General features: G+C 43.2%; 24 protein-coding genes. 15 read left to right on the plus strand and 9 right to left on the minus strand.

Annotation, left to right across the window (positions count from 1 at the left end; translation table 11 throughout):
* Positions 1–67: 67 nt before the first annotated feature.
* Positions 68–631 carry an L-threonylcarbamoyladenylate synthase gene (locus FTD44_RS01005; RefSeq protein WP_222164762.1) on the minus strand — a complete coding sequence of 188 codons (564 nt, stop codon included), beginning with the start codon at positions 629–631 and terminating at the stop codon, positions 68–70.
* Positions 632–698: 67 nt separating this feature from the next.
* Here FTD44_RS01005 and FTD44_RS01010 point away from each other — a divergent pair, with 67 nt between their 5' ends.
* Complete coding sequence (locus FTD44_RS01010) at positions 699–1,619, plus strand: glycosyltransferase family 2 protein (protein WP_222164763.1); 921 nt, start codon at positions 699–701, stop codon at positions 1,617–1,619.
* 120 nt (positions 1,620–1,739) lie between these two features.
* On the opposite strand, the gene atpG is transcribed toward FTD44_RS01010, so the two are convergent.
* The 5 genes from atpG to panD all read right to left on the minus strand — a co-directional run bounded on the left by atpG (position 1,740) and on the right by panD (position 6,554).
* On the minus strand, positions 1,740–2,609 hold the full coding sequence (gene atpG / locus FTD44_RS01015; protein ID WP_222164764.1) for an ATP synthase F1 subunit gamma: 870 nt from the start codon (positions 2,607–2,609) through the stop codon (positions 1,740–1,742).
* 88 nt (positions 2,610–2,697) lie between these two features.
* Positions 2,698–3,795: an acyltransferase family protein gene (locus FTD44_RS01020; protein WP_222164765.1), complete on the minus strand. Its 1,098-nt coding sequence runs from the start codon at positions 3,793–3,795 to the stop codon at positions 2,698–2,700.
* 80 nt (positions 3,796–3,875) lie between these two features.
* Positions 3,876–4,673, minus strand: a complete 798-nt coding sequence (locus FTD44_RS01025) for a TerC family protein (protein WP_222164766.1) — start codon at positions 4,671–4,673, stop codon at positions 3,876–3,878.
* Positions 4,674–4,740: 67 nt separating this feature from the next.
* The gene (gene radA / locus FTD44_RS01030) at positions 4,741–6,114 is read right to left on the minus strand and encodes a DNA repair protein RadA (RefSeq protein WP_222164767.1); all 1,374 of its coding nucleotides are present in this window, start codon (positions 6,112–6,114) and stop codon (positions 4,741–4,743) included.
* Positions 6,115–6,209: 95 nt separating this feature from the next.
* Positions 6,210–6,554 carry an aspartate 1-decarboxylase gene (gene panD, locus FTD44_RS01035; protein WP_129021086.1) on the minus strand — a complete coding sequence of 115 codons (345 nt, stop codon included), beginning with the start codon at positions 6,552–6,554 and terminating at the stop codon, positions 6,210–6,212.
* A 115-nt stretch (positions 6,555–6,669) separates the two neighbouring features.
* On the opposite strand from panD, the gene FTD44_RS01040 reads away from it, so the two are divergent.
* The 3 genes from FTD44_RS01040 (at position 6,670) to FTD44_RS01050 (ending at position 9,468) form a co-directional block, all read left to right on the plus strand.
* On the plus strand, positions 6,670–7,647 hold the full coding sequence (locus FTD44_RS01040; RefSeq protein ID WP_222164768.1) for a hypothetical protein: 978 nt from the start codon (positions 6,670–6,672) through the stop codon (positions 7,645–7,647).
* Positions 7,648–7,678: 31 nt separating this feature from the next.
* Positions 7,679–8,368 (plus strand): phosphoribosylformylglycinamidine synthase I, encoded by a 690-nt coding sequence (purQ, locus tag FTD44_RS01045; RefSeq protein ID WP_222164769.1) that lies wholly within the window; start codon positions 7,679–7,681, stop codon positions 8,366–8,368.
* Between the two features lie 86 nt (positions 8,369–8,454).
* On the plus strand, positions 8,455–9,468 hold the full coding sequence (locus FTD44_RS01050; protein ID WP_222164770.1) for a patatin-like phospholipase family protein: 1,014 nt from the start codon (positions 8,455–8,457) through the stop codon (positions 9,466–9,468).
* Between the two features lie 71 nt (positions 9,469–9,539).
* On the opposite strand, the gene FTD44_RS01055 is transcribed toward FTD44_RS01050, so the two are convergent.
* Positions 9,540–10,136 (minus strand): fasciclin domain-containing protein, encoded by a 597-nt coding sequence (locus FTD44_RS01055; protein WP_246625304.1) that lies wholly within the window; start codon positions 10,134–10,136, stop codon positions 9,540–9,542.
* Positions 10,137–10,243: 107 nt separating this feature from the next.
* Positions 10,244–11,110, minus strand: coding sequence for a DUF6265 family protein (locus FTD44_RS01060; RefSeq protein WP_222164771.1), 867 nt, complete (start codon positions 11,108–11,110; stop codon positions 10,244–10,246).
* 208 nt (positions 11,111–11,318) lie between these two features.
* Between FTD44_RS01060 and FTD44_RS01065 the strand changes: the two genes are divergently transcribed.
* Positions 11,319–11,909: a Crp/Fnr family transcriptional regulator gene (locus FTD44_RS01065; protein WP_129021080.1), complete on the plus strand. Its 591-nt coding sequence runs from the start codon at positions 11,319–11,321 to the stop codon at positions 11,907–11,909.
* Here the strand turns inward: FTD44_RS01065 and FTD44_RS01070 are convergent.
* Positions 11,904–12,515, minus strand: a complete 612-nt coding sequence (locus FTD44_RS01070; RefSeq protein WP_222164772.1) for a DUF4386 family protein — start codon at positions 12,513–12,515, stop codon at positions 11,904–11,906. The two genes, FTD44_RS01065 and FTD44_RS01070, sit on opposite strands and share 6 nt — an antisense overlap.
* A gap of 124 nt (positions 12,516–12,639) precedes the next feature.
* Here FTD44_RS01070 and FTD44_RS01075 point away from each other — a divergent pair, with 124 nt between their 5' ends.
* The 10 genes from FTD44_RS01075 to FTD44_RS01120 all read left to right on the plus strand — a co-directional run bounded on the left by FTD44_RS01075 (position 12,640) and on the right by FTD44_RS01120 (position 21,658).
* Positions 12,640–13,044, plus strand: a complete 405-nt coding sequence (locus FTD44_RS01075) for a hypothetical protein (RefSeq protein WP_222164773.1) — start codon at positions 12,640–12,642, stop codon at positions 13,042–13,044.
* Between the two features lies 1 nt (position 13,045).
* Complete coding sequence (locus FTD44_RS01080; RefSeq protein WP_222164774.1) at positions 13,046–13,504, plus strand: hypothetical protein; 459 nt, start codon at positions 13,046–13,048, stop codon at positions 13,502–13,504.
* Between the two features lie 23 nt (positions 13,505–13,527).
* Positions 13,528–13,980 carry an SRPBCC family protein gene (locus tag FTD44_RS01085; protein WP_222164775.1) on the plus strand — a complete coding sequence of 151 codons (453 nt, stop codon included), beginning with the start codon at positions 13,528–13,530 and terminating at the stop codon, positions 13,978–13,980.
* Positions 13,981–14,009: 29 nt separating this feature from the next.
* Positions 14,010–15,083 (plus strand): fatty acid desaturase family protein, encoded by a 1,074-nt coding sequence (locus FTD44_RS01090; protein ID WP_222164776.1) that lies wholly within the window; start codon positions 14,010–14,012, stop codon positions 15,081–15,083.
* 48 nt (positions 15,084–15,131) lie between these two features.
* Positions 15,132–15,521, plus strand: a complete 390-nt coding sequence (locus FTD44_RS01095) for a DUF1801 domain-containing protein (RefSeq protein ID WP_222164777.1) — start codon at positions 15,132–15,134, stop codon at positions 15,519–15,521.
* Between the two features lie 213 nt (positions 15,522–15,734).
* On the plus strand, positions 15,735–16,940 hold the full coding sequence (gene tyrS, locus FTD44_RS01100) for a tyrosine--tRNA ligase (RefSeq protein ID WP_222164778.1): 1,206 nt from the start codon (positions 15,735–15,737) through the stop codon (positions 16,938–16,940).
* 678 nt (positions 16,941–17,618) lie between these two features.
* Positions 17,619–18,968: a hypothetical protein gene (locus FTD44_RS01105; RefSeq protein WP_222164779.1), complete on the plus strand. Its 1,350-nt coding sequence runs from the start codon at positions 17,619–17,621 to the stop codon at positions 18,966–18,968.
* 211 nt (positions 18,969–19,179) lie between these two features.
* Positions 19,180–20,547 (plus strand): phospholipase D-like domain-containing protein, encoded by a 1,368-nt coding sequence (locus FTD44_RS01110; RefSeq protein ID WP_222164780.1) that lies wholly within the window; start codon positions 19,180–19,182, stop codon positions 20,545–20,547.
* Between the two features lie 18 nt (positions 20,548–20,565).
* Entirely contained in the window at positions 20,566–21,285 is a 720-nt protein-coding gene (locus FTD44_RS01115) for a YiiX/YebB-like N1pC/P60 family cysteine hydrolase (RefSeq protein WP_222164781.1), read from the plus strand.
* Positions 21,278–21,658: a hypothetical protein gene (locus FTD44_RS01120; RefSeq protein ID WP_222164782.1), complete on the plus strand. Its 381-nt coding sequence runs from the start codon at positions 21,278–21,280 to the stop codon at positions 21,656–21,658. The genes FTD44_RS01115 and FTD44_RS01120 overlap by 8 nt, the downstream gene beginning before the upstream one ends.
* The last annotated feature ends 2 nt before the right edge of the window (positions 21,659–21,660 follow it).

A 21,660-nucleotide genomic window follows, 5' to 3' on the forward strand; every position in this document is an offset into this window, starting at 1 on the left:
ACCCACCAAAAAACTAAAATTTTTTATAATTAGTGTTGTCCCCCCCGGGCCGGGCGCCCCAACACTTTTAATCTCTTATAATCGTAATGCTTCCATCCTCTTCCCATTTCACAATCCGCGATGGGGGCTGAATGGCGGTATCGTCCTGACGGTGTGTGACTACATAGTCAACACCCTCTTTGATACGGACATCAATATCAGTAAACAATGGTGCCGTTGGCATCCCGCTGATATTGGCAGAGGTGGAGACAATCGGTTTCTTATAACGTTTCAGTAGTGTTTTACAAAAAGGATCATTTGTAACCCGGATAGCCACTGTGCCATCGGCATGCACGGCATGCTCTGCCAATCCTATCGCCTGCGGGTAAATAACTGTAGTAGGCCGGTCAAAAGACTCCAGCAGGCCCAGCAGATCAGGAATGGGATTGGCTACATAATTGAACACCGATTTAGCATCCGGCAGTAAAATGATCAGGCTCTTACGGTCATCGCGTTGCTTGAGTGCAAACACTTTTTTTACCGCTTCATCATTAGTGGCATCACACCCTATTCCCCATACCGTATCGGTCGGATACAAGATCAGTCCTCCTGCGGATAATACTTCTATAGCGCGGTTTACGTCTGCATTCATGCCCCGAAATTAATCAAGATATCTGGTTTTATTACTGTAAATTTGTTCCCTATAAATTCATTGTTGAATGACGGAACGTTTAAGCATACTCATCATTACCTATAACCGTGAAGAAGATACTCTGGAGTTATTAAAAAGCCTTAAAACCCAGGTAGATTATGATCTTTATATAGGAGAAGTATTGCTTTTAAATAATGCTTCTACCGTTTCTTACGATCGCCTTAAAGCTTATATTGCAGAGCATCCGGAAATGAATATCCGCTATATTGAGCATTCTGAGAACCTCGGGGTGGCCCGCGGAAGAAATTACCTGATCCAGGAGGCAAAATACCCCCTGCTCTTTGTGCTGGATGATGATGTGGTTTTTGATGATGTCAACGGTATTCGTAATGCTGCCGGCACCTTTAATGAACCCCTGTTTGCCCAGAACAATACTGCTATAGTTAGTTTCTGCGTATTTTACTATGATACGCTGGAGCGCCAGAAAACGGCATTCCCCCATAAAAAACAATCAAAATATATAGGCCGTCAACAATTCCTGACCTCTTATTTTATCGGAGGGGCTCATTTGGTGCGCAGGGCCTTGTTCAATGAAATTGGCTTATATCCTACCACTTTCTTTTACGGTACAGAAGAGTATGATCTGGGATTCCGTATTTTAAATGCAGGATATACAATAGGCTATAGCGAAGCGGTTAAAGTCCTGCATAAAGAGTCTCCTTTAGGCCGCGTGACCAATAGTGAGAAACAGGCCATGCTATGGTACAACAAATCGACAGTAGCCTGGAAATACCTGCCTAAAAAGTACTTTTATACCACAGCTGCCCTCTGGTCTCTGCTCGTGCTGAAAAAGACCGGCTTTGATCTGAAAACATGGTTTAAAACCTGGTCAAAGATAATGCGCATCCCGAAAGACCAGCTGCGTACTCCGATCAGTAAAGAAGCATTAAGCTATATAGACGCTGTTGAAGGAAGGCTTTGGTATTAATACTCCATTCCGGCTAAAGCACAGCCTGATATCCTAGAAAGCACTCAACGATTTTAAACTTCAAGACAATAAAAAAGCGTACTCCGAGGAGTACGCTTTTTGTATATAAATACTTTAGTATTAACCTTGTAATGCTGCTGCACCACTTACGATCTCGGTCAGCTCGGTAGTGATCGCTGCCTGGCGCGCTCTGTTGTAAGAGATTTTCAGGCTTTTCAGAATCTCATTTGCATTTTCAGTTGCTTTATCCATCGCAGTCATACGGGCACCGTGCTCAGAAGCATGTGCATCCAGGATTGCTTTATACACTTGTGTATTCAGGATACGTGGCATCAGTTCTGCAATCAGGGTATCTTTAGACGGTTCGAAGATGAAGTCCGTTTCTTTTTGATTCTCTGCTTTTTCTACTTTAGGGATCGGCAGGTATTCTTCTGTTACGAAAACCTGAGTAGCTGCATTTTTGAATTGGCTGTATGCCAGTTCTACTTTATCAAATTCTTTATTCAGGAATGCCTGTTGTGCATAGATTGCAGCTCTTTTTACATTTTCAAAGCCCAGATCAGCAAACATGCTCCAGTAATCCGCATTTACAGTATAACCATGTTTTACGAAATACTCATAACCTTTCTTACCGATAGGCAGGATAGTTACTTCTTTATTGGCATATTTATCAGCGATCAGTTGTTTCGCTGCCTTAATTACGTTTGTATTATATGCACCACAAGTACCTCTGTCAGAAGTAATAACGATAATCAGTACACGCTCAATTGCACGCTCATCTGCCAGTTCCAGCACCATATTATCACTAAGGCTACTTACGATATTGCTCAGCATTTCCTGCATCTTCTGTGTATACGGACGCATTTGCAAAATCGCATCCTGAGCACGGCGCAGTTTAGCAGCACTCACCATTTTCATTGCTTTGGTGATCTGTTGCGTGGAGGTAACCGATTGTATGCGTAATCTTACTTCTTTAAGTTGACCTGACATATATTTATAATAAAATTATCTATTAAATTTGGGTGCAAAGGTACGCCTCGTAACTTATTATTCCAAATCTAAGTACTGATATTTGCGTTTAAATTTCGACAGTAGCTTTCATCCGTCCGGCAATCTTTTTGCCCAGTCGCATAAAGGGTAGCTCTATCCAGTGATAGATGGCCAGGGCCAGCAAGGTAGAGGTTCCCAGCAGGGCAAAAAACAACAATATAAAGGTGCGTTGCTCCGACCCGCCCAGCAAATCGTTCAACCGGTCCCAGTGATCATATATAAATCGCACTAACACCCAGTGTACCAGGTAGATACCGTACGATATTTTACCATAGAACAATAATAGCTTACTCTCCAGGATACGCTGTACGCCTTTGAAATGAATACAATACACCAGGAAAATGAAAGAGGCAATGCCGGAATAGACAAAGAAATCTATATGGGTATAATCGGCAAATGTCTTAAAAAACGGTCCGAAAGCAGAGAGCCTGTCTATTTTACGTAAAGAAAAGAGTACCATGGCCACTAAAACCAGCGGAACCCGGTATCTGTACAAGGCTGATTTATGAAATTCAGGTCCGGAAATAAGATTGAAATTTGCAGCTACCCAGATACCTAATGCAAAGTGAATCATAAATGAACCGATCACCAGGTTGCCCAGGAATATGGCCAATAAGAGCCAGTTGGCCAGTTTCTTATTGTACCGCACAGCCAGGATCAGGAAAGGTATCAGGAAAGATGCTGCCATCTCAATGCCTAAAGTCCAGCCGGGAAGAAAATGCTGATTATTGCCCCGAAGCAGGAAAAATTCCTGCCAGAAGCCCCTGTCGCTGTGCAAAAGAACTTTACTCACTTCTGCCCAATTCAGATCATGGCGTATAGAATATATATAGTTGATCAGGAAGGCGGCCAGGAAACCGGGATACAGTCTAAAGAAACGATTGACGTAAAATTTCCCGATATCCATTTTCTTATCCAGGACCAGGAAAGGATATGCCAGCACAAAACCACTCAGCACAAAAAAGAAGGATACGGCATCATTTTCATTGACCAGCAGGGAAAGATAACGCACTGCCATATGATGATCAAACTTCCAGCTGATGTAATGCCCAACCAGTACCATCATGGCGGCAATGCCCCTGGCAGAATCAAGGTAATGTAAACGGGAATGATGGGTTGTTGCCATATGGTTTAAAAGTGTGATGTACCCTTTTCAAGGTACATCACTAAATTATATTCAATTAATACTGATTGATATAGAGGACATTAATCAATACCCATATCTTTTTCCACCTTTCCCAGGTCTTCGGCCATTTCAGCCATTCGGTCTGCACGTTCTTTGCTTTTTCTCGCGGCCCTGAGGTTAACCATTTCTACGATTACAGAGAAGGCCATTGCGAAATAAGCGTAATTTTTCAGGTGTAAATCATGTGCTTTTTCAGCATTCCAGCCCTCTACCAGTAGCACAAAGCCGATCATAACCAGGAATGATAAAGCCAGGATCTTAATGGTCGGATGCTTTTCAATAAAACTGGCGATATTGGGACTGAAACGGAACATTACAAACATTGCCACTACTACCGCAGCTACCATGATTTCAATATGTTTTGCAGTACCGCCTGCAGTAATGATACTGTCGAAGCTGAAGATCATATCGATCAGGATGATCTGAGAAACTGCCTGTGGCAGGCTCAGCATCGGCTTATTACCCGTCTCATGGTGCTCCTCCCCTTCCAGCTTGGCATGAATCTCTTTTACCGTTTTATATATAAGGAATGTACCGCCTAGCAGCATAACGAGGCTCGCCAGGTCAAAGCCCTTGTCCATTATCGTAAATAAAGGTTTCCCTTTCTGTGACAGTAACCAGCTCAACGCCATCAACAGCAGGCAGCGCACAGCAATACCGGTAAACATCCAGATGGTGCGTCCCTTTTTGCGCAGGTGCTCCGGGAGGCGGTTCAGGATAATGCTGACAAAGATCACATTGTCAATACCCAGTACGACTTCTAGTACGACCAGGATGACAAAACTCAGGATACTGTCAAAGGATAATAAATGTTCCATTGTGTTTTTGCGTTTTCTTGTTTTTGTTTAAGAGGTACGAAAATATATATTTTTCAGCATTCAGCATTTAAAATAAGGCCTGGTATATATCAGAGACCTTATTTACCGAACGCACTTCTATTTTGAATTTACTGATATCAAGCCCTTTAGTATTTGCTTTGGGAATAAATACGGCATCCATACCCATTTTATCTGCTTCTGCGATGCGTTGCTCAATACGGTTTACAGCACGGATCTCACCGGAAAGGCCTACCTCCCCGATAAAGCACACATTGGCCGGCAATGGCTGATCTTCGTATGAAGACAATAATGCACAAACAATCGCCAGGTCAATAGACGGGTCTTCAATACGCAGGCCTCCGGCAATATTGAGGAATACATCCTTCATACCAAAGTGAAAACCACCCCTCTTTTCCAGTACCGCCAGTAACAACTGCAGGCGACGCAGGTCAAATCCGTTCACGGTACGCTGCGGCGTGCCATATACGGCCTGCGACACCAATGCCTGTGTCTCGATCATCAGCGGACGCATCCCTTCGATAGCTGCCGCGATGGCAATACCACTCAGGGCTTCTTCATGCTGTGTAATGAGGATATCTGAAGGATTACTCACACCGCGCATCCCATTATGTACCATTTCATATATACCCAGCTCGGCGGTAGAACCAAAGCGGTTTTTCAGGGTACGCAAGATGCGGTAGGCATAATGCCGGTCTCCTTCAAACTGCAACACGGTATCAACCATATGTTCCAGTATTTTAGGACCAGCAATACTACCCTCTTTTGTAATATGACCGATTATGGACACCGGTGTATTGGTCTGCTTGGCAAAACGCTGCAGCTCGGCCGCGCATTCGCGCACCTGCGATACGCTACCCGGGGCACTCTCTATATAAGGAGACTCCAGGGTTTGTATGGAATCAATAATAACCCAGTTGGGCTGTATCTTCTTTACTTCCTGAAATATTGTCTGGGTATTGGTGGCGGTAAGCAGGAACAGGTTTGGATTGGAAATACCGATACGGTCTGCACGCATTTTGATCTGGTGCATACTTTCCTCTCCCGATACATATAGTACCCTCAACTGTGTGGCTTTCAGTGCTGCTTGCAGGAACAATGTCGATTTTCCAATTCCGGGATCTCCGGCAATGAGGGTTACAGAGCCCTGTACCAGTCCCCCGCCCAGGGTGCGGTTCAGTTCCTCATCCGGTAGTGCATAGCGTATCTCCTCTTCTGTCTGTATTTCAGATATGCTTTTGGCTTTATTCATAGCCTTAACCGTATCTTCGGTCCACAATTCTTTAATATCTGCCTTTGCAGAAGGCTTCTCTTTGACTTCTTCTACAAATGTGTTCCACTCATTACAATTCGGGCATTTTCCGGCCCATTTTGTACTTTCATAACCGCAGCTCTGGCAAAAAAAGGCCGATTTCGTCTTCATTTCTATCGTTTTTATATAGGTACTGGTAATTGCGCTGATAAAAAAAAGCGCACTCAAAAGTACGCTTTCCTGTTTTATTTAAAATAAGGTATCCTTTAAAGGGTATTGTTTTCTTTAGGGAAAATAATTGTAGGCTCATATTGCTTCGCCTCTTCAAAATCCATAATACAATAAGAGATAATGATGATCATATCTCCCGGAGTTACTTTACGTGCAGCCGGGCCATTCAGGCAGATCTGACCGCTACCTCTCTGGCCTTTAATCACATACGTTTCCAGACGCTCTCCATTATTGATATTTACAATCTGAACTTTTTCATTTTCAATGATATTAGCGGCATCCATCAGATCCTGATCGATGGTAATGCTACCGATATAGTTAAGATTAGCTTCCGTAACCGTAACTCTATGGATTTTGGACTTTAATAACTGAATTTGCATAGCGGATGCAAAGGTAGTAAAAAACCTAAATATCAAATTATTAAAGTAGATAAATTAAATTAGTTTTACGATATTCGCGATTGTTATATAACCTTCGTTAAACGTTACATCCTTAGTGATTAAGCTGTTCAAAAATCAGAATCCCTATGCAATCATCATATTGCTCATTCTGACTTTAGTCCTGAAATTCAATGTATTATCTCATGCTGTTGTACCACATATGGAACAACATCAGGTTTTATGGGGCATATTCCTGCGCAAATTCATGGACATTTTCGGTGGAGGAAGCTTTTTCTATACCTTCCTGGCCACTGTGAATATTGCCGGACAGGCACTCTACCTCAATTACATTACCAATAAATTCCATTTTTTCAGCAAACGGACCTATTTACCGGCATATACTTATATAATGGTCAGTTCTTTATTGCCGGAATGGAGCCTTTTTTCTGCAGAGATGCTGAACAACTGGCTGTTCCTGGGCCTGATCAACCTGGTCTATTCTACCTATGCCGATCAGCATGCCCGTAAAAGCCTGTTCAATATCGGTTGTCTCTACAGCCTGCTGTTTCTGCTCAGCTTCCCGAACGTATTCTTTATATTTTTCATTACCATAGCCTTACTGATCCTGCGCCCTTTCAAGCTGGTGGAGTGGATGGTGACGCTGCTGGGTATGGCTACACCAGTATATATACTGGGCGGAATCGCTTACCTGACCGATAGTCTGTATATTTTTTCCAGCATCTTCTCAGTACATTTCACCCTGCCCAAACTGCTGCCGGTACCGGCGGTAATTGCGACCGCAACCCTAGGATTATTGACGATTACAGGTTTTATCCTGCTCAACCAGCATATGAACCGCATGCTTTTCCAGATCAAAAAGATGTGGTGGATCAATATTATCTTCCTTTTTGTCAGTATTTTAAGCACAATTCCGATTTTTACTTTGGGTAATGAGATTTGGATTGTAACTTTGCTGCCTGCTACTCTGTTTATCAGCAATATCTGGTTCCTTAAAAAACCGAAATGGTTTGCAGAAAGTCTGAATTTTTTACTGCTGGCGGTAATCATTTACCTTCAGTGGTTTTATCATTAAGATTATACAATTTTAGAAATATATATACAATATGAAATTTGGTATCGTTGTTTTTCCCGGTTCTAACTGTGACAGAGACATGCAAAATGCCCTTCAGGACGACCTGCAACAAGAGGTAAAAATGTTATGGCATAAAGACAATGATCTCAGCGATTTCACAACTGATGACTGCATTGTGCTTCCGGGAGGCTTCTCTTACGGAGACTATCTGAGATGTGGTGCACTGGCCCGCTTCAGCCCAATGATGGAACAAGTGATCGAGTTTGCCAACAAAGGTGGTAAAGTACTGGGTGTATGTAACGGTTTCCAGATCTTATGCGAAGCAGGTTTATTGCCAGGTGTGTTATTACAGAACGATCACCAGAAATTCACATGTAAGAATACTTATATCGTTAATGCTGGTAGCAACAACATCGTATCTGATGTAGTAGGTAATGGTGCCCTGAAAATTCCGGTGGCACACGGCGAAGGCCGCTACCACGCTGATGCAGAAACACTGAAGAAACTGGAAGAAAACAACCAGATCATCTTCAGATACTGTGATGAGAACGGCGAGATCTCTGATGCAGTAAACCCTAATGGTACTACACTGAACATTGCCGGTATCTGTAACGAAGGCCGTAATGTATTCGGTATGATGCCTCACCCTGAACGTGCCTGCAGCCCTCAGCTGAACAACCTGGACGGACAGGCGATCTTAAGAGCATTTGCACAGAACTAATCTTCTGTTAACCATACTTTTAAAAAGGCAGCACATTTTTTGTGCTGCCTTTTTCGTTTTATAGATAATTGAAATCACCATACGGTATGCGCAAATATCTACTCTGGCTCTTTATGAGCATCCTTCCGTTTTTATCTTATGCACAGACTGCTACTTATCACAATCTGGTATTTGAGGGTGGAGGCATCAGGGGAATCGCCTACAGTGGTGTGATTAAGGTCCTGGAGCAGGAGCATATTCTACCCGGCATTCAGAAAGTCGGCGGCACCTCTGCCGGCGCCATTACCGCACTGATGGTGGCGCTGGGCTATTCCTCAGAAGAAATATATCACCTTGCTGAAGAAACACCATTCGAACAATTCAATGATGGAAAGTACTGGTTTGCCGGTGGCTGGAGCAGGATGCGCAGGCATTATGGCTGGTACCGAAAACAGGCATTTGAACGATGGCTGGGCGATGTCATATCCCGTAAAACCGGTAATGCAGACATTACCTTTGCAGCAATGCAGGCCGCCGGTTATAAATCTCTTTATGTGACCGGAACCTGCCTGAACCGGCAGCAGCTACTGGTATTCTCCCGGGAGACCTATCCGGACATGAAGGTTAAGGATGCCGTAAGCATATCCATGTCCATCCCTTTATATTTTGAAGCGTCCTTTATTGATGCACAGGGCACAGTATATAGAGGCAAACATATTCCGCCTCGTCTGGACATCGTTGTAGACGGTGGCCTTACCGGTAATTTCCCGATATTTCTTTTTGACCGTATCGATAATACCATACAGCCTGCCCTGCGCATCCCCAATCCGGCAACACTAGGTGTACGCATCGACGAGCCGGAACAGATCAGTCTGGACGGACAACAATCGGGCACACTCGCGCCTGCATCAATACGGAATCTGAACAGTTACATTACCGCGCTGTATGTTTATACTATCGAAAACCTGAATCGCAACACGCTTACACAAGCAGATTGGGACCGGACAATCTCCATTTCCTCTTCAGGGATTGGTCCGCGTATCCGTAAATTATCAGAAAGCGAAAAACAGCAATTGATCCGCAGCGGAGCATTGTATACCAAACAATTCCTGAAAAAATAATCCTATAAAAGAGCAAGCCGGGGCGTAATTACGCCCCGGCTTGCTCTTTTCATCATTCCCCGCTCAATCTCTTATTTCGGCATCAGTACACCGTCAATCACATAAGTAACGCCATTCTTACTGATCACATCAGGAATCGTAATCTTAGCACCATTAACCCACCAGGAGCCGTCTTTCATCATCAGTTTTATTTTTCCACCCTGCACCGTAGTCAGTTCCATACCATCTTTCAGGTCTTTAGAGGTATAGGCACCAGCTACCACATGGTACGTCAGTATTTTGGTCAGTGCTTCTTTTTGTTCTGGCTTCATCAGGTTATCCAGAGTAGCTTTAGGCACTTTTGCAAAGGCCTCATTTGTAGGGGCAAATACCGTAAATGGTCCCGCACCGCTAAGTGTTTCTACCAGGCCGGCTGCTTTTACAGCAGCAACCAGTGTGGTATGATCATTCGATCCCATAGCGTTTTCCACGATATTTTTAGAAGGAACCATCATATCGCCACCTACTTCTACCCCTTGCTCTGCTTTTGGAGCTTCGGTTGCAGGAGCGGCATCTTTCATTGCTGCAGTTTGCTCCGTTTCACTTTTAGAATCCGTTGAAGACATACAGGAAGCCATTCCGATTACTGAGGCACTGAACATCATCCATAATAGTGCTTGCTTTTTCATAATTAATTCGTTTAAAGGTTGTTTGGTATATCCTTACATACGAACAAAAGACCAGGATGGATTGCCCAACCTGGTCTTTTTTGAAAATTATTTATCTCGAACTGGATCTAAGGTCTGGATTTCCAGATCTTATCTGCTGCTTCCAGGTATTCCGGCAATGCTGCCGAACCGTACCAGGGGTAGATCTCCGGCTCCAACAGACCACTCTGTATCGCAGGATCAGTTTGTAACAAAGCGCCTGCTTCTTCGATAGTCTTTATATCATTCAGGATAAATATACCCCGGTAGTTATGATCATTTTTACCCAGAGGCCCGGCTACAATAATTTTACGCGCCTCGGCCAGGCGTTCAATATTAGCCAGATGCCCTTTAAAAATAGTACCGACAGAATCCTTATTGGTCATCACAACCGGACCGGTTTTCAGAATAACAAGCCAGTAGCTTTTCATACCATATTCATCCCCTCCCAGTTTACGGGTCAATGCTTCATCATACCTGGGATTGTCAATAGCTTGTGCAGTGGCAGGCATTTCCGGAAGTACCCTGTTCATGATTAATGTAAAGCCTTTAAGCCCGCCATCTGTTACCTTAACCTTCAACTCATTCGGACCAATGAGCCGGTAAATGATCTGTTTAGGAAAATCATGTGCTTTGTTCTCAAAAACAAATATACTATCCGAGCGCACCAGTTTAAAGTCGACCGGCTTACCCTTATTCTGCCCCGGCACAGTAGCCGTATATATAATATCCTTTCCCTTGTAAGTAATAGACAGGTATTCCGTAGTCTTGTGTGCATCATTCTTACGCACCTCATACCCTTCTCCTTTTAATACAGTAGGGGTCTCCAGTGCCCAATGCTCAAAAGTATTCTTCCCCTCAACCTTCCAGGTGCCGGTCAGAAAATAAGGAAATTGACTCTGTGCAAAAGTGGTTCCTGCACACAATAAAAAGATACAGGTAAAGATTGATTTCATACAAATATTTTAAAGCTAAAGTACATCAATAAAAAATGCCATACAAACAGCTCAGAGGCCATTATCTACCCTGCATTTCAGCACTTGAAATCACGCACGTCAAATTGTTTATTAACAATAGTTAACGCCGGATATTTAAAGAAACACATTGATACACAAGCCCTTTATTGCCGTACCTTTGTAGTACTGTTTCCAAATCACCAAGACTATGACCTCCACGCATACACTGATCCGTTATTTCCAGAATATTGTTTCCCTGTCTGAAGAAGAATCCAAAGCTATTGCAGACAGTATGGAGGTACGCAAATATCCCAAAGGAACTATATTGCTCAAAGAAGGTCAGATTTCGCGGGAATGTTATTTTGTACTCAAAGGCTGTGTCCGCTCTTATATACTGCATGAGGGAACAGAAAAAATAGACAACTTTTTTATTGAAGAAGACTGGATCGTTGCTTTGGACAGCTTCCTGTACCAGAAGCCATCGCTGCATTACCTTGTCTGTTGCGAGGATACGGAACTGGTAGTAGGTACCGCTTCTAAAGAGCAGGATTTGTACGAGGCGCATCCGCGTTTTGAAAGTATAGCCCGCAAAATAATGGAGCAGTCTTTTGCGCAGATGCAAACCGATATGCGCAAATTCTACATGGAAACACCTGAAATGCGCTACAAAAAGCTCATCCGCGAGCGTCCGTCTTTGATACAGAGGGTTCCTCAATACCAGATTGCCAGTTATATAGGCGTACAACCCGAAACGCTGAGCCGGATGAGAGCCCGTATGGCACGCAACCGTACCTTATAGCCTGTTCCATCCCCGGCCTATCAGGCGTATACCCAATGTCAGTTCAAACAGTCCTCCGGGAATGGATGCATATAAGCCCCAATGCAACCCGCACAGTTCAGCAACAGCACCGGCAGCAAGAAAACCATATCCGGCAAATCCCCATACAGACCAGGATAAGGGTAGTAAACGATGACGGCACAACAAGCCGCAAAAAGCCATACTACCTGTACCTAACAGCAACATTGCTACCTGGTAACAATCCCTGTAAAAAAACAGAGCCGCATTCCGAAACATGGGCTCAGGAGTAAGCTCAGTATGTATGCCGGCTCTCAAAGCAAACATCCCCATCAGCAACAAAACGGCTTCCATTAGCCTTGCAGCCAGGTATGCGGCGGCTACAGCTTTGCTATATTGCTGCAGTAAGGGATAAAGGATTGCCGCAACAGCAACTACTGTCACCGCATTCAATATCCACAACAGCGTACCAGCCGCAATCAAAACAGGATCAGCCACTGTAGTGGTCTTCAGTGCAGCGTCAAATAAAGCATTTCCCAATCCGTAAGCCAGTAATGGCAACAGGAACAGGCAACCGGTAAGGCGGTCCTGTATCAGCACACGATTCATAAGCGATTATATTTTTAAGCAAATCAAGGGTGAGTACCGCAGGAATCGATTGATTCCGGTCAAGAAATGGGCATTTCATTAATTTTTTATGCATATTGCAGACAGATTACAAACACTCATCAACATGAAATACATTCTATCAATGCTATTACTCGCCTCGCTGGCTAGTTGTGAGGTAACAACAAGCCGTACGGTAACACCGGAATATATCGATGCAAAAAAGATGGAAGCGGAATTAACAGCATTAGTTAAAGAAGCAGAAGACATCAGCATCTCGGGACAATCAATTACAGAAAACGGAAAGCAAAAAACACAGCTGGAGGTCATCATAACCAACAGTCCGGCCATTCCCAAAGCAACCGTAAAGCAACAGGAACTGGCAAGAGCCATTGCCAAAAGCCTGAAGAGTAATCTTAAGAACCAGCATGCCTACCAAACATTCGACATACAATTTGTGTATGAGGAGCATGCAACGTTCTCCGCAAAAACAGAAACAATAGAAACGATATTCGAAAATAAAGACCTTTAATATGCAGTACACACCAGAAACAACCCAGGAGCAAAACATTATTCCGGAATACACCCCGTATAAACTGTTTAAGACAGGGGCTATAGGAGCCGGTGCTTTTTTCGGTGGCATCATGGCCGGGGCTATTTTACTCTCTGAGAACTTTAAAATACTGGGTCAGAAGAAGCAGGCACGCAATACCCTGCTCCTTTCTGCCATTGCCTCCTTTACATTAGGAGTATTAATGGCCTTTATTCCTGCTATGGAAAATATACCCAGAATGGTTATTCCACTCCTCTCCGGCATTGCATTTCAGCTCCTTACCAATCGTTTTCAAAAAAACAGAATAGAAGAGCATATTGAGAATGGAGGAACCACTTTTTCTTTCTGGAGAGTATTGGGTATGGTATTACTGGGCACCGTGTGTACCGCTATACTTATTGCTATACCGATCTTCATCTCCATGCTCATACTTGAATAATTATTTGTTTTAAAATTGATATTATGGATGCAATTGTCGAAACCCAAATGATGATCCGCAGGCCGGTAGCCGAAGTATTTCGAGCATTTATCGCCCCTGCTATAACTACTAAATTCTGGTTTACAAAGTCTAGCGGACCACTCGAAACCGGTAAGACCATCACCTGGGAATGGGAAATGTACAGCGTTACTACCGAGGTACAGGTACTGGAGATCGTACCCGATCGGCTCATTGCTACGGTATGGGGTGATCCTGCCACAAAGGTTGATTATATCTTTACCGCACTCAATGCAGACCAGACTTATGTGGTGATTAAGAACTATGGTTTTGAGCTGAGCGACAATGAATTGCTGCGCACCGTAATGGACAGCACCGGTGGTTTCACCACTGTCCTCGATGGCATGAAAGCTTACCTGGAACATGGTATCCAGCTGAATCTGATTGCGGATAAATTTCCGGGCAATATACCTTCCTGAATAAGCGTTTTACATAAAACGATGGTCCATTGACGAAACTCAGATTCAGAAAAACATCGACAACATTCTATGCAGAACTGAAAGCAGAAGCTGAGGCCCTGCTCACAGAGCCGGTATTACAGCGAGCCAGGCGGCTGATGAAGATCAAATGCTGCTTCTATGCCCTGCTCTTCATCGGACTGTGCCTGAATGTATACAATCCGGCAGTCAGCGCAAGATCCTGGCTACTGATCCTGAACTATACTGCGCTGGGGCTTTCCGGCATCCTGCTGGCCTTTAACTGTGCTCATGACTGCGTACACAATACCTTTTCTTCCCGCAAGGGTACCAACAAATTATTGTTTTACCTGGTCTTTAATGCACAGGGCGTCAATGCAAGCCTGTGGCGTAAGCGGCATATCGCGTCTCATCATATCTTCCCCAATGTAGATGGCTGTGATGCTGATATAGATGACAATCCATTTATCCGTCTTTCTGCCAGTCAGCCCTTGCGCAAAGCCCAGCGATATCAGCACTGGTACGCCACCCTGCTGTATAGCCTGTATACCCTGCACTGGATATTGGTCAAAGACTTTATCTATCTACGCAAAAAACAACTGGCCAACCTGGGCGAACAGCGGTACTCCGCAGCCTTTATTGCAGAGCTGATCTTATTAAAAGCAGTATACTTTTTCTACATGATCGTCTTGCCCGTCTGGATGGGCGGCATCCCGTTTGCTACAGTATTAACGGCATTCCTGATCATGCATATATGCATTTCATTGTTCTTTGTACTCACCCTCATTATCTCTCACCTGAGTATGGAAACGGCATTTCCTGTTTCAGATGAACAAGGTTTACTACCCTATGATTACTACGAACACCAACTGGCGGTATCATTAGACTATCATCCCTGCAATCCGCTGGCCAACTGGATCTTCGGCGGGTTCAACTCTCATACAGCACATCACCTTTTTCCACATCTGCCACATACGGTATACAATTATGTAAGTCCCAGTATCAAAAAATTATCGGCAGTGCATGGCCTGCCCTATCATGAACTGAGTATTCCCAAAGCCATCGCCTCGCATTACCGCTACCTGAAGTATTTGTCCCGACCCTGATAAAGGCGGTTAATTGTATATTTGTATCCATCATCAATACCGCACATCATGAATCCGGATATACAAGCCTACAATAATGCTCTGAGCAGCGAGGATGCAGCTGTCGGTAACCTGCTCGCACAGGAAATAGATAAGCATTTACCCGAGGCCGAAAATAAGATATGGCATGCCCATCCGGTATGGTTTCTAGATGGCAATCCTGTAGCGGGTTACAGCAAATTAAAGAACTGTATGCGCCTGCTCTTCTGGAGCGGACAATCATTTGAAGAACCGGCATTACAAAATGAAGGCACCTTTAAAGCCGCAGAGATGCGCTACACCGATGTTGCACAGGTAAATGCCGAAGAGCTTAAACGATGGCTTGAAAAAGCCCGCGATATACAGTGGGATTATAAAAACCTGATCAAACGAAAAGGGAAACTGGAGCGTTTGAAGTAAACAGATATTTTTCCTATTTTTACATCAGTGAAATTCTTAAAACACATATTACGCCTGCCGTTTTTCAACAACTATTATCGCCTGACCGTAGTTCGGGCAGGGTATGTGCATGCCATTAACCAGGCATATCTATAGCAGATCATACTTACTTATTTTATATCCACCAGCCCGGACTTTATGTCCGGGCTTTTTTTATTTTAAATATCCTTAATCATGAATGTATTGAACACATTATCAGAACAGGTCGCTATTATGCTACCGGAAAGCGGCCTGAAGCAGAAACTGGCTGCAGCAAAAGCAGCACAGCGGCCGCTCCTGATCAAACTAGGTTTTGACCCTACTGCACCGGACCTTCATCTGGGGCATGCTGTTGTGCTGCGTAAGCTACGCCAGTTCCAGGATCTCGGTCATCAGGTGATCATCGTCATCGGCAGCTTTACGGCAAGTATCGGCGACCCTACGGGTAAAAACAAAAGCCGCCCGCCCCTGAGCCGCGAACAGGTTATGCAAAACGCAGCTACCTACCTGAAGCAATTAGCAAAGATCATTGATACAGAGAAGGCCACCGTACGCTTCAACGCCGAATGGCTGGATAGCTTGTCTGCAGCTGAACTGACGATACTACTCTCCAGGGTTACCCTAGCACAACTGCTGCAGCGTAACGATTTCAATAAACGCTTTACAGAACAGGTACCCATAGCGATGCATGAATTATTATACCCTATTCTACAAGGTTGGGATTCGGTACAGATCAAGGCAGATATTGAGTTAGGCGGAACAGATCAGCTGTTCAACTGCACTATGGGCCGGCAATTACAGGAAAGTATGCACCTGGAGGCGCAGGTCGTAATGTGTATGCCTTTGCTGCGGGGCACCGACGGAAAAGAAAAGATGAGTAAATCACTGGGCAATACGATAGGGCTTACCGACAGTCCCGAAGACATGTTCGGCAAAACAATGTCTATACCGGATGCATTGATACCAGAGTTTCTGCTCCTTTGTACTGACTTTAGCATAGAGAAAAAAGAAAATCTGTCTGCGCAACTTGCTGCAGGAACCAACCCTATGCTGATCAAAAAAGCAATTGCCCGTAATATTATTACACAATACCACTATGCAGCTGCAGCACAGAATGCAGAAACCCATTTCCATAAACAGTTTCAGCAGCGAAACAGTGCCAGCCAGGCTTTTGTACCCATTCAAATTGCAACGATCAGTGCAGCAAAAACGGAGATGCCACTCTGCGAACTGATTCCGAAACTCATGCAGGACCAGACAAAATCGGCTATAAAACGGCTCATAGTTAGCGGAGCAGTACAGGTAAATGATGCCAAAATCACGGAGATCATGCAGCCTGTTTCATTAGCAACAGGCACTAAAATCCGTATAGGAAAAAGAGGTTTTTACGAATTGATATAGTACTAATTGAGTATTCGCTTACGGGAAACCTAAGACTAGTATTACTGTTTATATCTATAGCTACCTTTTGCCTTGATGCAAAAGGTACCGCCAAAAAATCAAGGCTGTATAAATCCCTGGCTAAAAATCAAGGTGTCGGCCGGTCGCAAACCAGACTCGCTGCGCTCAGACAGTGGTTTCCGACTTTATCGACCGAGCCAATGATTTTATTAACGCCGGATTTATAAGGCCTTTCGAGCGATCTGTTCTGTACGGATCGCTTATTGTTTTCATCACAGCGATAGCCATTTTGGTTGGAGATGCGATCGTTGAGCAGCGAACGCGTCACACGTTAAGCTCAAACGATCAATGCACGCAACGGTACAAAATGGCGGTGCCTTGCAATCGCCTTGATGAAAACAAAGGCATTTTTGGTCCTTTTGTTGCCGGACAAAAGGACGAACAACAAGGCTGCATACATGCATCCTGTCCATTCATACAAAATATGTCGAGCATTCTCCACAAAACACAAACAATTGATTTTCAATGAAAAACAACACCATACTACCCTCTCTATATAATACACAAAATAATGAAAAAAGTCAAGCGTAAACGCCCCGAAATATTAGCCGTAAATCTACGCTGGATAAGGTTTAAACGGCATTATAGCTTTGTGTATTCACCAAAAAGCAAAATATTATGAAACGAATTCTACTCTTCATTACTGCCATATTTAGTTATCAACAATCATATACCCAAGACTTTAATGATGTCAGAGTATACATAGAAGATCTTAAAAGCAAGGCCATTAGGGATACATCCCTAATGTCAGATCAAGGGCTCAATATTTTTATGGCAAAAAAAGTAAACACTTATTTAACAGGGTCTGGTGATCTAAGTATGAATAAAAATTACTTTATCATCGACCCTACAGATGGCCGGCTGTTTCTTGGACATAATTGGGCAAAAGATCCATCACAAGATACATTCAGAACAAAATGGATATTTACAACTGGAATCAAAAGCAATGTTGCTGAAGCATTTTCCACTATATATTCTGGTAAAGATAAAAAGCTCTCAAATAATACTGGATTGGCATTAAAACTAACTCTTTTAGGAAGAGGCATTATATATTTTGGGGAAAATGGCACTCAAATACAAACGAAAGAATTAAAAAAATTTGGCCTTACTGATACTACTATGGACCGTTACCAACAACAAGAAATAGCTAACTACTATAGGGAGCAATTGAAAAATGAAATAAACGATCTCATAATTATTGATTCTACGAAGTTTGAAAACAAAATCGAAAATACTGGGACAGAAGCCTTTCGAGCACTAAAGAGAAAAGAATTCTATTCTAAAAAGGCAAAATTTTACAAAAAGATGTTTATTGAGGAAGAGTCTAGATATATTGAAGAAGAAGAAATATACAATGCATTTTGGAATCATTGGGTAAGCTTAGATATTTATATACCTATAACAAGACAGCAGTATCGCGTTGCAGAAAGTTTTACCGCTTTAATCGAAGATAGAATGCTTTATAATTTTGAAGGAACATTAATTTGGAGTAACATTTATGAAAGAAAAAAAATGAGGTTACTTGCTTCAATTGGTTTAGGAACTAAAATAATGAATAATATAACAACTGCTGAATTAGAAAAATACTCAATAGGCTCATATAAACAACTAGGGGGCACAGATACTCTCTCTCTAGCCCAAATAAAGACCGATGAAATATACATAGGAAATTATAACCAGTTTTTTATTCCGTTGCTGAAATTCAATTTAGTGAATTTTTTCCTCGCTAATAAACAAATTGGACTAAGTTTATTAGCCGAAAAACATTTTGGAGCTTATAACCCTTTAAACATTAAAGCAGGTATTCCATTCAATCTTAAAGGGAAAGATGATGACACAAAAGTCAGTTTTGAATTACAGTTTAAATGGAATGACATCAATAATAATATACTACCAGATGTAAACCCGTCTGATAAATTCATGATTGGCTTAAGTGTAGGTATACCATTAACAAGTCAATTATATTAAAAAACACCAAACGTAGAAAAGCCCGGTAGTAATACCGGGCTTTTCTATGTCCTATACATTCCATAAACATACTCCTCTTTCACTTCAATTCCATGGGGAATAATCGTCAACCTTTTCGGGGATAATCACCCGTAGAGCAGCTCCGGGACCATCCTAGCTTTGTATCAGAAAAGACACAGAGTCATTCAGCCCTTTCTTAAACGAGATTCAGATGATGTTCCGAGCGCACAATAATATCCGTTTCCTGCCCAGTGGCAGCGCATCATATGCCGTTCGATGGGCATTGCTGGAACAGGCCCGCTCAAGCATACACCTGGTAACCTTCTCTTTTATGAAAGACGAGACGACTAAAAAGCTCTTTGCACTCCTGAAACAAAAAGCCCTTGCGGGTGTTAAGGTGCGTATCATTTATGATGAGATCGTAAACCGCACCACCTTTATCATTCCGCTGATCAAGGAATTGCATCAGTATGGTATTGAGACATACGGGTATAATTCCCTTAAGGATAACTGGAATATCGATTTCAAAAAAGGGCGCCCGTTCAAACAACTGATGCTGAATGTAAAGCTGAAACTGAAACAACACTTCCATGAAAAGTACTTTATCGTGGACAATAAGCACCTCGTTATCGGGGGCATCAATTGGGGCGACAAGTATGCCTATGGCGGCATTCAGCCCAAAGCATGGAGAGATACGGATGTGTATATTACAGGAGAAGTCGTACAGGATGTACAGGACCAGTTCCTCAGCGATTTTGAAATGCAGAAGACCTGGCAGATCCTGAAACATACCAAGATACAGTATGCAGCATTTGCGCATCAATACCAGACCATATATAAGGACACCTCATTACGGCGTCATCAGTATCCCGAATGTTTTGACCCTATACCCTTGCTGCACCCGGAACAAAGAAGCATACCAATCGCATACATGGCACATAAACCTTATGATGAAAATGAACTGAAACTGACCAATTACCTGCTGGAAAAGATTAAGGCTGCAAAGAAAAGAATTTACTGGGGTTGCCACGGCATAAGACCGCCACGCATTTTCGCAGAATATTTTAAAGACGCTGTAGACAGAGGTGTAGAGATCAAATTAATTACTAATTCTAAAAAATCGTCCCGGACCCTGATGGTCAACGGACTCATGGGCTGGATGTACTGGGAGTGTACCAAGCATTATAAATACCTGCTCGAACACGGCATTGAAATTTATGAATGGCAGAAACCCGGTGCCTTCCACTCCAAAAACCTCATCATCGATGATGATTTCGTATCCATAGGTTCTTTCAATATTGCCAACGGATCCTCCTTTCATCATTCAGAAAGTAATATAGTGATACAGGATCAGGCATTCTGCCAGGAAGTATATGAGCAGTTCCTGATCGACCTTAAAGATTGCAAACAAATAGACCCGAATACGTTTAACTATCCTAAAGTGAATGCCTTTGACCGCATCCTTCATGAGCGCAATAAAATGATCAGACCGGACCTGCTTACACCCTCTATCCGACAAGACCTTGCCGAAGGAAAATTCAAAGACTTCCCGCTATATGAATTTATCGATATCAGTTAATCCCCAAAATCCAAGATCATGTTTTCCTCCATACGCAACGGTTTCCTGAAATTTTTCGGTGATATAAAGGTGTTTAAGTTCCCGTTCTTCATGCTGTATGATCCGGGCAGTTATAAAGTAAAGGGCCATGAGATCAGGAAAGTGATTGATAGCCTGCAGCCCGGCGACATTATGATACGCGGTTACAGCAATTACTTAGACGGCTTTTTCATTCCCGGATTCTTCAGTCATGCAGGTTTATACCTGGGTGAGACCAATAAGAAAGACCTGCTGCTACCAGAAGTGCTGGAAAGTAAATTCTACGAAGGCCGGCAGGTGGTCATTCACTCTATGGCTGAAGGGGTATTTATGGAAGATGCCATCACTTTTTGCAAATGCGATTACCTGGTTATACTCCGGCGCAGTGCCGATACAGAGCCTGATGCAGACTTTGCAGCTGACTTCAAAAATGTATACCAGAAAGCATTGAAAAACCTGGGTAAAGGCTACGATTTCAAATTCGACTTTTCCAATATCGGTAACCTCTCCTGTACGGAACTGGTCTACGTCTGCAATGACGATTTCCTCTCCCGCTACGAGGTGAAACTAAAACCACGACGTGTCCTCTTTAGCAAGCGTAACCTTCTGATCCCGGACGATTTTATTACTAAAGCGTTCCAGATCGTTTTCGCATCGCAATCTGTAGGTGCAGAAAGAATTCAAAAAATAATCAACAAAAACACTGTATACAATGGCTAAAAAAATCACGAACCGAAGTACCACGCCCGCCAAAGGCCTGGATGGTACTGCCGGTACAGGCAAGGACCGCCCTGTAAAGGCACCTTATGCCGAAACGTTATCTAAACTCGCACCCCATATCAAAATGCATATGGAAGAGTTGTTCAGTAACGAGGAGCAAATCCTCAAACAACTGAGAGATCCTAAGCAGATGAACCTGCTGATGAAAGATCCGGTTCAGTTTTTCGGCAAATCAAAAATTGAGATCAGCCCTCTGCTCAAAAAAAGAATGGCAGCCTTCAACCTTGAAGAGCAATTTGCCGCTCAGGGCTTTGTTCTGCCCAATGGACAGATCATGAATCCCAATATTAAAATAACCATTAAAGAAAAATAATC

The organism is Edaphocola aurantiacus, assembly GCF_019797745.1.
Classification (GTDB): domain Bacteria; phylum Bacteroidota; class Bacteroidia; order Chitinophagales; family Chitinophagaceae; genus Edaphocola; species Edaphocola aurantiacus.

Coding starts and splice junctions, on each gene's coding strand:
- FTD44_RS01120 (WP_222164782.1), top strand. CDS start 21,278: ATGGCTAAAAAAATCACGAACCGAAGTACCACGCCCGCCAAAGGCCTG.
- FTD44_RS01055 (WP_246625304.1), bottom strand. CDS start 10,136: ATGAAAAAGCAAGCACTATTATGGATGATGTTCAGTGCCTCAGTAATC.
- FTD44_RS01020 (WP_222164765.1), bottom strand. CDS start 3,795: ATGGCAACAACCCATCATTCCCGTTTACATTACCTTGATTCTGCCAGG.
- FTD44_RS01085 (WP_222164775.1), top strand. CDS start 13,528: ATGGATGCAATTGTCGAAACCCAAATGATGATCCGCAGGCCGGTAGCC.
- FTD44_RS01010 (WP_222164763.1), top strand. CDS start 699: ATGACGGAACGTTTAAGCATACTCATCATTACCTATAACCGTGAAGAA.
- FTD44_RS01105 (WP_222164779.1), top strand. CDS start 17,619: ATGAAACGAATTCTACTCTTCATTACTGCCATATTTAGTTATCAACAA.
- FTD44_RS01060 (WP_222164771.1), bottom strand. CDS start 11,110: ATGAAATCAATCTTTACCTGTATCTTTTTATTGTGTGCAGGAACCACT.
- FTD44_RS01070 (WP_222164772.1), bottom strand. CDS start 12,515: ATGAATCGTGTGCTGATACAGGACCGCCTTACCGGTTGCCTGTTCCTG.
- FTD44_RS01025 (WP_222164766.1), bottom strand. CDS start 4,673: ATGGAACATTTATTATCCTTTGACAGTATCCTGAGTTTTGTCATCCTG.
- FTD44_RS01075 (WP_222164773.1), top strand. CDS start 12,640: ATGAAATACATTCTATCAATGCTATTACTCGCCTCGCTGGCTAGTTGT.
- FTD44_RS01050 (WP_222164770.1), top strand. CDS start 8,455: ATGCGCAAATATCTACTCTGGCTCTTTATGAGCATCCTTCCGTTTTTA.
- FTD44_RS01110 (WP_222164780.1), top strand. CDS start 19,180: ATGATGTTCCGAGCGCACAATAATATCCGTTTCCTGCCCAGTGGCAGC.
- tyrS (WP_222164778.1), top strand. CDS start 15,735: ATGAATGTATTGAACACATTATCAGAACAGGTCGCTATTATGCTACCG.
- purQ (WP_222164769.1), top strand. CDS start 7,679: ATGAAATTTGGTATCGTTGTTTTTCCCGGTTCTAACTGTGACAGAGAC.
- panD (WP_129021086.1), bottom strand. CDS start 6,554: ATGCAAATTCAGTTATTAAAGTCCAAAATCCATAGAGTTACGGTTACG.
- FTD44_RS01080 (WP_222164774.1), top strand. CDS start 13,046: ATGCAGTACACACCAGAAACAACCCAGGAGCAAAACATTATTCCGGAA.
- radA (WP_222164767.1), bottom strand. CDS start 6,114: ATGAAGACGAAATCGGCCTTTTTTTGCCAGAGCTGCGGTTATGAAAGT.
- FTD44_RS01065 (WP_129021080.1), top strand. CDS start 11,319: ATGACCTCCACGCATACACTGATCCGTTATTTCCAGAATATTGTTTCC.
- FTD44_RS01095 (WP_222164777.1), top strand. CDS start 15,132: ATGAATCCGGATATACAAGCCTACAATAATGCTCTGAGCAGCGAGGAT.
- atpG (WP_222164764.1), bottom strand. CDS start 2,609: ATGTCAGGTCAACTTAAAGAAGTAAGATTACGCATACAATCGGTTACC.
- FTD44_RS01115 (WP_222164781.1), top strand. CDS start 20,566: ATGTTTTCCTCCATACGCAACGGTTTCCTGAAATTTTTCGGTGATATA.
- FTD44_RS01005 (WP_222164762.1), bottom strand. CDS start 631: ATGAATGCAGACGTAAACCGCGCTATAGAAGTATTATCCGCAGGAGGA.